At 61.6% G+C, this 11,641-nt stretch carries 10 protein-coding genes; 2 read left to right on the forward strand and 8 right to left on the reverse strand.

Features of this window, described 5'->3' with window-relative positions; translation table 11 throughout:
- Positions 1–260: 260 nt before the first annotated feature.
- From AAFX91_RS32995 to AAFX91_RS33010, 4 genes are all read right to left on the reverse strand, one after another.
- Positions 261–1,538 carry a cystathionine gamma-synthase family protein gene (locus AAFX91_RS32995; RefSeq protein WP_394569359.1) on the reverse strand — a complete coding sequence of 426 codons (1,278 nt, stop codon included), beginning with the start codon at positions 1,536–1,538 and terminating at the stop codon, positions 261–263.
- A gap of 165 nt (positions 1,539–1,703) precedes the next feature.
- The gene (locus AAFX91_RS33000; protein ID WP_394569360.1) at positions 1,704–2,474 is read right to left on the reverse strand and encodes an SDR family NAD(P)-dependent oxidoreductase; all 771 of its coding nucleotides are present in this window, start codon (positions 2,472–2,474) and stop codon (positions 1,704–1,706) included.
- 49 nt (positions 2,475–2,523) lie between these two features.
- Positions 2,524–4,017 (reverse strand): aldehyde dehydrogenase, encoded by a 1,494-nt coding sequence (locus AAFX91_RS33005; protein ID WP_394569361.1) that lies wholly within the window; start codon positions 4,015–4,017, stop codon positions 2,524–2,526.
- A gap of 112 nt (positions 4,018–4,129) precedes the next feature.
- Complete coding sequence (locus AAFX91_RS33010; RefSeq protein WP_394569362.1) at positions 4,130–5,350, reverse strand: ABC transporter substrate-binding protein; 1,221 nt, start codon at positions 5,348–5,350, stop codon at positions 4,130–4,132.
- A 286-nt stretch (positions 5,351–5,636) separates the two neighbouring features.
- Between AAFX91_RS33010 and AAFX91_RS33015 the strand changes: the two genes are divergently transcribed.
- Complete coding sequence (locus AAFX91_RS33015; protein ID WP_394569363.1) at positions 5,637–6,380, forward strand: IclR family transcriptional regulator; 744 nt, start codon at positions 5,637–5,639, stop codon at positions 6,378–6,380.
- A 178-nt stretch (positions 6,381–6,558) separates the two neighbouring features.
- Here the strand turns inward: AAFX91_RS33015 and AAFX91_RS33020 are convergent, their stop codons facing one another.
- From AAFX91_RS33020 to AAFX91_RS33030, 3 genes are all read right to left on the reverse strand, one after another.
- A complete protein-coding gene (locus AAFX91_RS33020) occupies positions 6,559–7,062 on the reverse strand; it encodes a helix-turn-helix domain-containing protein (protein ID WP_130576875.1) in 504 nt (167 codons plus the stop codon).
- A 139-nt stretch (positions 7,063–7,201) separates the two neighbouring features.
- Entirely contained in the window at positions 7,202–8,455 is a 1,254-nt protein-coding gene (locus AAFX91_RS33025) for a CaiB/BaiF CoA-transferase family protein (RefSeq protein WP_245475631.1), read from the reverse strand.
- A gap of 13 nt (positions 8,456–8,468) precedes the next feature.
- Positions 8,469–9,266, reverse strand: coding sequence for an enoyl-CoA hydratase/isomerase family protein (locus tag AAFX91_RS33030; RefSeq protein ID WP_130576873.1), 798 nt, complete (start codon positions 9,264–9,266; stop codon positions 8,469–8,471).
- A 267-nt stretch (positions 9,267–9,533) separates the two neighbouring features.
- Here AAFX91_RS33030 and AAFX91_RS33035 point away from each other — a divergent pair, with 267 nt between their 5' ends.
- Positions 9,534–9,815, forward strand: coding sequence for a hypothetical protein (locus AAFX91_RS33035; RefSeq protein ID WP_130576872.1), 282 nt, complete (start codon positions 9,534–9,536; stop codon positions 9,813–9,815).
- 448 nt (positions 9,816–10,263) lie between these two features.
- Here AAFX91_RS33035 and AAFX91_RS33040 read toward each other — a convergent pair whose 3' ends face one another.
- Positions 10,264–11,181, reverse strand: coding sequence for an NADP-dependent oxidoreductase (locus AAFX91_RS33040; RefSeq protein WP_130576871.1), 918 nt, complete (start codon positions 11,179–11,181; stop codon positions 10,264–10,266).
- Positions 11,182–11,641: the final 460 nt, after the last annotated feature.

Consider the following 11,641-nt stretch of genomic DNA (forward strand, 5'->3'; position numbering starts at 1 on the left):
CAACGCAAGCGTCTCCTCAATCGACGCTGCCTGCGTCCACGATCTTCGAATCATGGTTGCCCATGGATTCAGAATCCCACTAAAAAAACAACTGTAATGCTAGGGCGCGTGCTCACAACGTAAAGAGTTCACGCCCTAGCTCAATACGTCGCAGCCACCGGCCGCCGAAACCGAAGCGATAGTCTATGCCCGCTTTGATCACATCGAACTTTTGGTCGATGTCCAACTGCTTGGCTGCCGGCGGTCTCCAGACCGACCACCTATGCGTCGATCAAGGCTTGCGCGATGTCTGCAATCAGATCGGAGGGGTGCTCGATGCCAACAGACAACCGGATCGTGGAGTCGAGCACGCCTATCCTTTGACGGATGCCGGCCGGGACGCCCGAGTGGGTCATGGTTGCGGGATGGCTGGCAAGCGACTCGGTGCCGCCCAGGCTCACCGCCAGTTTGAGGATTTGCAGCGCATTCAGGAATTTGAAGGCAGCCGTCTGGCCGCCGACAATATCGAATGAAAACGTGGAGCCTGCTCCGCTGCATTGCCTCGCGAACAGACGGCCGGCCGGGGAATCTTCTGCGTGGTGGGCAAGATAATGGACTCGCTCCACTTTGGGATGATCGCGCAGATAATCCGCCACGAGGTGCGCATTTCTGTCGGCCTTCTCCATCCGCAGGCTCAGGGTTTCGAGCGACCGGCTGATCATCCAGCAGGAATGGGGATCCAGTTGGGTGCCGATCGCCCCTCGCAACGCCCTGATGTCCTTCATCAGGGCCTTTGAGCCGAGCGCAGCACCGGCAATCAGATCGGAATGGCCTCCGACATATTTGGTCAGCGAGTACAGGGAGAGATCAGCCCCATGCTCGATCGGCCGCTGAAACAGCGGTCCGAGCAACGTATTATCGCACGCGACGATCGGCGCGTGGCCCTGGACCTGGCCGATCAGTTCGGCGATACGGCGGATCATCGCGACATCGACTAGGCCATTGGTGGGATTTGCCGGGGTTTCGATGAAGATCATCGTAACTCGGCCGCGGCGCATGGCGTCCTCGGCCGCGTGCCTGACCGCGGCCTCGTCGAGACCATCGGCGAAGCCCACGGCGCCGATGGAGAGCTTTGCAAGCGTGTTTGCAAACAGTGTTTCCGTCCCGCCATAGAGCGGTTGCGAATGCAGGATCACATCGCCGGGACGTGCAAAGGCCAGGATCGTGGTCGAGATCGCCGCCATGCCGGACGAGAACAGCGCGCAATTCTCCGTACGCTCATAGACGGCGAGCCTGTCCTCCACGATCTCGCTGTTGGGATGATTGAACCGCGAGTAGACCAGGCCCGCGCCCATCCCTTCGGGCGGCTCGCGCCGGCCCGCAACGAAATCGAAGAAGTCCTTGCCATCCTCCGCGGTCTTGAAGACGAAGGTCGAGGTCAGGAAGACCGGGGGCTTGACGGCTCCCTCCGACAATTGCGGATCGTAGCCGTAATTCAGCATCAGCGTTTCCGGGTGAAGAGTGTGGTTGCCAATGCGGGTCTTCGACGGTTTCACCATGGCTCGCTCCTTTTGAGGGAACATCCTACCCGGCGCCTGTCTACGGCGGTATGAAGGTCTCCTCTGGCTATAACGCCAGAATGGCCAGATCGAGCCCGTCGATGCGGGCATAATTCGGCGGATGGCACAATCGGAGCCATCCGCCCTCGTCCTGATCGTCAGAACTCAGCGAGCCGTGAATCCGCCATCGATCGGAAGCGCAACGCCGGTCACGAACGACGCTTCATCCGATGCCAGCCAAAGGGCCGCATGCGCGACCTCCTCCGCTTTGCAGAGTCGTCCCATCGGGACGGACGCAAGCAGGCTCGCCTGATTGGCGGCGGCCTCGGCAGGGTCACCCGAACGCCCCGTGAAACCAGTCTTCATGGGCGTATCTGCAAGCCCGGGGCAAACGACGTTGACGCGCACATTGTCCGCGGCAAAACGTTGCGCCAACGACTTGGTCAACCCGACCACTGCGAACTTTGCCGCCGAATAGACCGGACTGAACATCGAGCCGACCAGGCCCGAGACGGATGCCGTGAAGATCAGCGATCCACCGCCCCGCTTGCGCATGTGGCCGATCACTTCGCCTGCCGCCAATGTAGCGGACGTAACGTTGAGCGCCATCGCGGTTTCATAGGCCGCCAGATCGAGATTCTCCACGCCGGCCGGGCCGGGAATTCCGGCATGCGCCCACATCACGTCGATGCCGCCCAGCAACGCCGCCGCATCGTTCACCGACCGCCGCGCCTCTTCCGGCCGCGACAGATCCGCCTGAACCGTTTCGATGGAGTGCCCAATGGCGCGCATATCCGCGGAGAGCTGTGCCAGCGCATCGCGGTTGATATCGACGGCGACGACATTGGCCCCTTCCCTCAGGAAGATCTCCACACCGGCACGTCCCATTCCGGATGCAGCAGCCGTTACCACCGCGAGCTTGTTCGCCAAACGCATGATCGTCTTCTCTTCTTGTTGGATTTAACGAGAGGTGCTGTGCTTGATTTCAGTTGGCATAGGCGTTCGGAAAACGCCCGGTCGTGCTGACCACCGTGGTGCGCGTTTCGAGATAGGAATCGAGCGCTTCGATACCGTTCTCCCGGCCCCAACCGCTGCCCTTGAAACCGCCATAGGGCGTCGACCAGCGAATGAAACGATAGGTGTTCACCCACACCATGCCGGCGCGAATCCGGCTGGAAACGCGATGGCCGCGTCCGATGTCCTGGGTCCAAAGGCCAGCCGTCAGTCCGTATGCCGTGTCGTTCGCGATTGCGATCGCCTGCTCTTCATCGTCGAACGGAATCAGCGCCGCCACGGGGCCAAAAATCTCCTCGCGGGCGATCCGCATCTCGTTGGAGACGTTGGCAAAGACGGTTGGCTGGACGAAGTAGCCGTCTCCGTGCACGCCGCCGCTCAGCCGACCTCCGCCGGTCACCAGTTCAGCGCCGTCGGCCCGTCCGATATCGATATAGGACAGCGTCTTGGCGAGTTGCTCCTCGTGCGCCTGGGGGCCCATATGCGTGGCTTCATCCAGCGGAGGACCGACCCGCACCTGGGCCGCACGGCGCGCAAACTCTGCGACGACCTGATCGTAGATCGGCCTCTGAACCAGCACCCGCGACCCGAGCGCACAGCTCTGTCCGCACAGCGTCCATGCTGAATTGGTGGCCGCGTTCAGTGCCTGTTCAAGATCGGCGTCGGCGAAAATGATATGGGGCGACTTGCCGCCAAGCTCGAAGGTAAAGCGCTTCATCGTGTCGGCACCGGCGCGCAGGATGACCTTCGCCGTTGCCCCCTCGCCGGTGAATGCGATCTTGTCGACGCCCGGATGGGTGACGAGCCGTTCACCGGCGCCGTCCTTCCCGTACCCGGGAACGATGTTGACCACTCCAGGCGGAAACCCGGCTTCGTCGAACAATTTTCCGAGTTCAAGCGAGGTGACCGGCGTCTGCTCTGCCGGCTTCAACACCACGGTGCAACCTGCCGCGAGTGCAGGACCGAGCTTCCATGCCGCAGCCATCAGCGGCACGTTCCATGGCGTAATCGCGCCGACCACTCCGACCGGCACGCGGGTGGTGAATGCGTGCACACTGTCGTCGAATGGAATGGTGCGGCCGGAATGTTTGTCCGCCAATGATGCCCACCAGTGATAGCCATACGTGTGACCACCAATATCGGCGCGGGACTCCCGCAGCGCGCGGCCGGAATCCGTTGTTTCCAGGACGGCAAGATCGGCGGCACGCTGCGCATAGAGGTCAGCGAACTTGCGCAGCAGCGCCGCGCGCTCGTGCCCTGGCATGCGCCCCCACGGACCGTTCAGTGCCGCCCGCGCCGCTGCGACGGCACGGTCGATATCACCGGGGCCACCGAAGGCGACGCGAGCCCAGGGGCGTCCCGTGGAAGGATCGATGCTTTCGAGAAAACCACCGTCTTCAGGCGCGACCCACGACCCGCCGATATAGAGGTGATCGTAGCAGGTGAGACGATCGGATTTCAGCACGGGATTGGTCCTCCACAGGTCAACGCAAAAATCTCAGAGCATTCCTGCCATGCGGCTCGCAGCAGGCAGACGCGGCTCTCTCTTGAATCTCCGGCTCGATCGCGCCGTAAACTCACTTCACAAGGGGGCAGCCGCCGTCCTTGAGCGGACGGAATGCCGCTTCGGCGGGAATGGTCGACACGATCCTGTAGTAGTCGTAGGGCTTCTTCGATTCGCCGGGCGTCTTGACCTGGACCAGCATCATGTCGTGAAGAACGCGACCGTCCTCACGCAGCGAAGTCTTTCCGAACAGAGGGTCGTCAAACGTGCCGAGCTCGCGCATCGCTTTCACGACAGCGGCGCCATCACGCGGCGATCCCACCTTTGCGACGGCGGTCAGATAGGCCAGCGTCGCGGAATACGCTCCAGCCTGGTTCATTGACGGATAGCGTCCGTTGTTCCGGGCCGCGAAGCGCTCGCCAAAGCTCCTCGTCTTGTCGTTCAGGTCCCAATAGAACGCCGTCGTCAGTTGGAGGCCTTGTGCCGTCTTCAGACCTAGCGAGTGAATGTCCGAGATGAACAGCAGCATGCCTGCGAGCTTCTGCCCGCCCTGAATGATGCCGAACTCGGAGGCCTGTTTGATCGCCTTGATCGTATCGCCACCGGCATTGGCGAGCGCGATGATCTCGGCGCGCGATGCCTGCGCCTGGAGGAGGAAGGACGCGAAGTCATTCGAATCGGTCGGGTGCTTGACACTGCCAACGACCTTGCCACCGTTCGCGTTGACGACGGCGCTCGCATCGCGCTCCAGGGAATGCCCAAGGGCAAAGTCGGCGGTGACGAAGAACCACGTCTTGCCGCCGGCCTTGGTGATGGCATCGGCGGTACCGTGCGACAGCGCCCAGGTGTCGTAGGTCCAGTGCACCGAATTCGGCGTGCAGGACTTGCCCGTCAGATCCGACGTGCCCGATGCGGTGAACAGCGCGACTTTGTTCTGCTCCTGAACGAGAGGTGCGATGGCCAGCGAGATCGCGCTCGTCGGCAGATCAACGACCGCATCGACATTCTCCGTGTCAAACCACTTGCGGGCGATGCCCCGCGCCACGTCCGGCTTGTTCAGCGCATCAGCGCTGACAACCTCGATCTTGAATTTGTCGGATCCCGGCAGCTTGTTGAAATCCTCGACCGCCATCCTGGTCGCTTCGGCGGCTCCCATCCCCCCAATGTCCGAGAAGATGCCGGACATGTCCGCGAGCACGCCGAGCTTGACGCTGGTCTGAGCCAAAGCGGCCGACGCGGTCACCATGCAAACCGACGCCACCGCCGATGAGAGCAAATTCCTGAATGCAGCCATGAAAGGTCCTCCCCCGTGGGCTTTCGCTGACGGTGGCAGCCCCACCCCTCAGCAAAATTCTTTATTGTGAATTTATAAGACACGTATATGAATCTCGAGTCAAGGCGTTTCGATCTGACCTCGGAGCCGAAGTCCCCAGGAGTTGCTGGCTCAAATTCCGGGACGAGCTTCCGGCTGAGCGGATGATGCTATGACCGTGGGGTCGCCAATCAGCGGCTGAGTGAGCGGGAGTTGTTGTTCGACGTCACGGAGCAACCAACCTTCGCGGAGAAGATGCGGGTTTCGTATGTTGGTCAGGCAGGCTGCTAACGTCCTAGAACTGCTGGAGTACTTTGCGCGCCGCAAACGACCGGCGACGCTGGCCGAAATCTCTGATGATCTGGGCTGGCCGCGTTCCAGCACCTTCAATCTTGTCGGCACGATTGTCGAAAAGGGATGGCTCTACGAGACGCGGGCGCGAAGCGGTTACTATCCAAGCCCGCGCTGGCTGACGCTGGCGCGCACCGTTGCGGACGCGGCGCCGCTTCCAGAGGTCGCTTATGCACTCGTGGCGGAAATTGCCAAGGAAACCGGAGAGACCACGGCGATCGCGGCCTTGGCGGGCACCTCTGCGATCTTCCTGCATGTCGAGGAATCCGGGCAATCGGTCCGCTACTTCGCTCAAGTCGGCGACCGGGTGCCCGTGTATGCAAGTTCGGTAGGAAGAGCCATCCTGGCGCAGCATTCTCCCGAAGAACGGCGCGCAATCTATCGCAAGATCAAGTTCGAGCAGTTTTCCGAAACCACTCCCATGAATGCCGAAGCAGTGGAGGCTGAACTCGAGATCGCCGCCAAGCGCGGCTATCACCAGAGTTCGTCGGAGTACATCCCGGATCTGGCAGGTGTCGCGCTTTCTCTTCCACTCAGTTCACGGCAGCTCTCGATCGTCGTTGCCGGACCGACATCTCGATGCCTGGAGCGAAGACCACTGACAGCGGCAACGATGCAGAGCGCACTGCGCCGCTTTGCGTCCGAGTTGGAATGCAATTGAGCGTTACGGAAGCGGCACCTCCGCGTTCAAGAGCGATTCGTGCCGCCGCACCAACTGCGGTGACCAGTTAGATGCCGCAACGGATGGCATACAGGTGATGGTATCGATGTTTTCTTGAAGGATCGATCGTCGTTGCGGCAAACGCTGCCGTCTGCTCAGAACGGAGACAAGGTGCGCGCTACTTGCCCTTGCGGCGTGAGGCGCTCCTCGGCGCTTCGGTCGGCTTCGTGGTCGAGGCCGCGGCGCCAAACCGTTTGCGGTTGAACGGCACGGCGCCGGCTCCCGCGACCACCTCGACGTCTTCGAGATGCAACGGCTGGCCGCCGGCTGTCCGCAATTCTGGATATTCGATTGGACGTCCGACGTGTCGGTCACGAAAAACCACTTGCGGGCCCTCCGGCTCCGCCAGCCAGTTGTCACCCCATTTCTTCAACGCAAGATAGGCCGGGAAAAAGTCGCGCCCTTTTTCGGTCAGAACATATTCGTATCGGCCGGCGTGCTCGGGCAGCGGCACACGAGCCATGACGCCTGCCTCGACAAGTCTCTTCAACCGATTGCTCAGGATATTGGGTGCCACGCCGACGTAGTACTCGAATTCGTCGAACCGCTTCACACCATAATAGGCCTCTCGCAAGATCAGGATCGTCCAGCGGTCGCCGACGATTTCCATGGCTCGCGCCATGGAACATTCCTTGTTTGCGAGACGGCTTTGCTTGACGCCGGACATGGCTCTTTTCAGCTCCGAACTCGACCCCCGTACCATATTGGGCCGAGTTCGCGTATGTCCAGTCTCAGTGTACCTTGGCTTGTTTCTCGGTGGATCAGGCCGCCTGACCTGGCTCGGTCTGCGGTTTGATGGCGATCTCAGGCTCTTGTGCGCGCCGATGTGTCACCAGTGCGCCGGCTTCGCTCAAGCGCTTCAGTTCAGCTTCACTGACGCCGAGTTCGCTGAACACCGCAACGTTATGCTCACCCTGAAAGGCCGGCGTCCCGATCGGCGTCAACTCTGCCTCCGAGAAGCGCCAGGGACGTCCGGGCAGGTGATACTGACCACCGCTGCGGTCGGATACGTACTGCACGGCACCCCAATATTCGCTCCATTCCGATGCCGTGAGTTCCTTGATCGAGCGGATCTCGCCCATCGCGATCTTGGCTTCATCGAACTGGGCGTCCAACGTCGCCATGTCCGGGAAGGTCAGTATCCACGACTGGATGATCTGGTGGAGCGCACCGAAATTCAGCCGGCGCGCGACTGCATTGCAGAACCGCGGATCGTCGATGAGGTCCGCTCGGCGCATCGCACGCAACCACGACGGAAAGGTCCGGCTGCCGACAATGCTGGTCGCGACCGTGAAGTGCTCGCCTTGCGGCCCGGTAAAGAACGAGCAGTCGGTGGCGCCAAGCACGGCGGGTTCGGCTCCGATATCGTCATCGGCGAGATCGACATGCGCGCGTTCGTTGACCGCAAGCAGCGTCGCGGCCATCGCGACATCGATGTACTGGCCGCGCCCGGACTTCTGGCGGCTGTTGAGCGCTGCCAGGATGGCGATCACTGCCTGCAATCCAGCATAGACATCCGCGTGCGACAGGCTGTCGGTGCGCGGTTCCGTCAGCGCGCTGCCATAATGACGAACGCTGTTTTCGGTGAAACCCGCCTCGGCCTGCACCGTCGGCGCGTATGCCATCCGACTTCGCCACGGTCCTCCCTGGCCATAGCCGGTGATCGAGGCATAGATCAATCGTGGATTTCGCTTTGAGAGAGTCTCATAGTCGAGACCGAAGAAACCCAGCGTGCCCGCACGGAAATTCTCGACGACGACATCGGCCGTGTCGCAGAGTTTCAGCGCCAGTTCATAGGCGCCGGGCACATTGAGATTGATGCTGACATTGCGCTTGCCGGCATTCTGCTGTGCGTAGTAGCCCGACATGCCATCGGTCGACGGAAATGCGAAGCGCGAGACATCAGGGCTTGGCGGCTCGATCTTGATGACCTCGGCGCCAAGATCCTGCAACGTCCGTGCGCATAACGGGCCGGCGAGCACACGGGAAAAATCGACAACACGGATTCCGCTCAAGGGGCCGCTCATGTCAGCGCCCCGCGAATTTTGCGAGACCCGGGCCATTCTTGCGGAATGACGCGAGACCGGTCTTCAGATCTTCCGAGGCCCAAATCGGCGCCTGCACCCTTGCCATCGCCTCATCGGCGGCAGCGACGCCTTCATTGACCGCGATATAGGTGAGCTGCTTCGTCGCCGCATGCGCCACGGTCGGGCCCTGCGCAAATTCTTCCGCAAGCGTCATCGTGGTCTGTTCCAGCGACTCTTCCGGCACGGTGAGATTGATCAGGCCCCATTTCTCCAGCGTCGGCGCGTCGTAGCGTCGGGCCAGCATCGACATCTCCTTGGCGCGCTGAGCACCGATGCGCTGTACCTGGCGCTGGATTCCGCCGAGCAGAGGATGAAGCCCAAGCGTGGCCTCGACCGATCCAATCTTTGCCGAGGAAGCGGCGATAATATAGTCGCAGGAAAGCGCAAGCTCGAGTCCGCCACCAAGGCAGACGCCGTGAACGCTGGCGATCAGCGGAATAGGCAACAACTCCATGAAACGCAGGAACTCGACGCCGTTCAGCCGCCTGTTTTCGCTGGCCTGATCAGCCGCACCCGCGGCGACCCGCTTATCGAAGATATCCAGATCCGCGCCGGCAGAGAAATGGCGTAGTCCGCTGCGGATCACAATGGCGCGGCTGCCAGCTTTCTGAGCCGCCTCTACCTGCTCCACAAGCGCATTGATGAGCTTTGGGCCGAGCAGGTTGTACGGCCGATAAACCATGGTCAATACGGAGATATTGCCGCGCTCTTCGCGCGTCACGAGCACGTCCTCGGACAAACTTGCCTCCTGTGTGTCGGCGCTGCTTTCGAAACGGCCGCATTCTCGTTTCGCAGGACACTACATCATGACTTGCATTTTGCAAGTAACGAGTCGTTGTCCGAATGACAGGGCGTCCCCACCTCCGCTTGCGGCGTGACTGCGCGCAATTAAGTTCTCTTGTGGCCGCACGGCTGGACGCGGATCGCGCCGAGGTACCAGCGGTTGAGCGATTAGGATATTGCGGAGGCCCGCCGAATCTCGCAGGACCGAAGCCGCGAGGCCCGCATGAAATACGCAGAAGATCGCCCCTATGCCGACCCGGAGAAAGCCGCTCGCCGGCTCATGGAACTGGCCCAGGCTGTTGAGCCCGTTCAGGACGGCCGCATCCATATCGAGAAAATCAATTACCCGATGCTCTCCCAGGACAGGGCCAAGCCGGCCGAATACAGCGCGGGCCCCAAATTCGCGATCGAGCGGGGCTGGCTCCGGCTGCATGAGAGCGGCACCTACGTGAAGATCACGCCGGAGGCGGGCGGTGTACCGGTCGTTGACATTCAACGAACGTAGTTTTCGCAATCTTTCGAACCGGCCCCGGAGACTCGCGTGACCCTTGGGCCGGAGGTAGGTATTTAGCCGATGAAGAGACTTCTGATCGTAGCCGTTGTAGCCTTTTTGCCGACGACGTCGGCCATCGCATCCTTTCAAGAGCAAGAGAAATGCCTTGAAGGATGCATTAGTAGTTGGAATATGTGCGTTATGGAGTGCGGCGGAGACAGCAAGGGACACGGATCACCAAGCGCGCACAATAGGATCGAAGCTTGTGTGGCCTCGAGGCGTTGCCGCCCAAACTACGATGCTTGCGTTGCGAACTGTTCGCGAAAGCGCAACTAGGAGACGGTCCCTCCACCCCGCAAACCGCGGCCATTCTCATTATTTCCATGATCGCGTTGCGGCTCGGGGTCTCGTCACATCGCCTATCGAAGGCCGGCTGCGTGCATCGATGGGCGTGCGTCGCTCAGGGACGGACGCGGATGATCGTCTTCCCCTTTCGTCGCTCGGTCGGGTTCAAGGCGGCGACGGCATCGTCGAGGGTCGAGACGTTGCCGATGTTCGTCCGCAGTCGTCCGTCCCGCACCCGCAGGACGATTTCACTCAGTTGGGCACGATCGGACTCGACGACGAAGTCGACCGCGAGGCCGTCGGCGGGCCGTGCCTCGGCCGGCCCGACGATGGACACCAGCGTTCCTCCGGCTCGAATCAGGCCTGCGGACCGCTTCCCGATGTCGCCGCCGATGACATCGAACACCAGATCGACTCCGCCGACGTCTTCCAGGACGTCGTTGTCGAGGTCGACGAACTCTTTCGCGTCGAAGTCGAGCACCGTCTGACGGTCGGCGGCGCGTCCGGTGCCGATGACGTAGGCGCCGGCCTCTCGTGCAAGTTGCGTCACCATCGACCCGACTGCGCCGGCCGCACCGTGCACGAGGATGCTCTGCCCCGCCTGAAGGCGGCCGTGGTCGAACAGTCCCTGCCACGCAGTTAGGCCCGAGATCGGCAGGCTCGCGCCTACCGCGAAGTCGACGTCGCCCGGCAGCGGCGCGAGGTTGCGTGCCTCGATCGCCACATACTCGGCCAGCGTGCCGTCGCGATACCAGTCCGCGAGGCCGAACACCCGCTGTCCCACCGACAGCCCCCTCGTACCATATCCGAGAGCGGTGACCACTCCGGCCAGCTCGTGCCCAGGGATGGATGGTGTTCGGTCACGATCGGCGCGATCGGTCCAGGTCGAGGGCCACGCGAGCTCAGTCGGGACGAATCCCGACGCATGAACCTGAACGACGACGTCGTTTATCGCTGCCTGCGGCTCGGGCCGCTCCACCAGCTTCATCCCAGCGGGTCCCGCAGCCTGGTCCGTTACGACGATTGCCTTCATGGGAATTATCTCCTCGGTCATTTGTCTCTTTGGTGGAAATGTTGCGGGGAGCGTGGACGCGCCGGCTATCGGCAAAATGCCAGCCGTTGTCGAAGTCCTGTCTCCGTGTCTGCGATCTGCGCTGTCTGCATTGACCGGGGCTCCCACTAAGCCTGATGGATCGGGATCGCTCCGGTCGCCAGTGTTAGCGAATAGATGCGTTGCGCCTGCTCATAAAACAGTACCAAGATTAGTGTTTTTGGCTGCACCACTGCGCGATGGCTGCCCTCCCCATCCAACTCAATCGTGCCAGAAGGGCTCCGGCGGCTGCCCAGATTTCGGGGCCAAAACGGACCTCGCACAACGGAGACAGCGCCTTCGCATTTCCCGCCCCAGATAGCTGCTGTCGCGCGGCGATCAGGATGGAAGAGCGCGTCAATCAAGGTGAGAGAGTTTCGCCGGGCTCGTGACGCAGGGAGGG

This window comes from Bradyrhizobium sp. 31Argb, assembly GCF_043638955.1.
GTDB lineage: Bacteria > Pseudomonadota > Alphaproteobacteria > Rhizobiales > Xanthobacteraceae > Bradyrhizobium.

Excerpts from the sequence above, each read along its gene's own strand:
- AAFX91_RS33035 (WP_130576872.1), top strand. The coding sequence starts at position 9,534 with ATGAAATACGCAGAAGATCGCCCCTATGCCGACCCGGAGAAAGCCGCT.
- AAFX91_RS33020 (WP_130576875.1), bottom strand. The coding sequence starts at position 7,062 with ATGGCGCGAGCCATGGAAATCGTCGGCGACCGCTGGACGATCCTGATC.
- AAFX91_RS33010 (WP_394569362.1), bottom strand. The coding sequence starts at position 5,350 with ATGGCTGCATTCAGGAATTTGCTCTCATCGGCGGTGGCGTCGGTTTGC.
- AAFX91_RS32995 (WP_394569359.1), bottom strand. The coding sequence starts at position 1,538 with ATGGTGAAACCGTCGAAGACCCGCATTGGCAACCACACTCTTCACCCG.
- AAFX91_RS33000 (WP_394569360.1), bottom strand. The coding sequence starts at position 2,474 with ATGCGTTTGGCGAACAAGCTCGCGGTGGTAACGGCTGCTGCATCCGGA.
- AAFX91_RS33015 (WP_394569363.1), top strand. The coding sequence starts at position 5,637 with ATGTTGGTCAGGCAGGCTGCTAACGTCCTAGAACTGCTGGAGTACTTT.
- AAFX91_RS33040 (WP_130576871.1), bottom strand. The coding sequence starts at position 11,181 with ATGAAGGCAATCGTCGTAACGGACCAGGCTGCGGGACCCGCTGGGATG.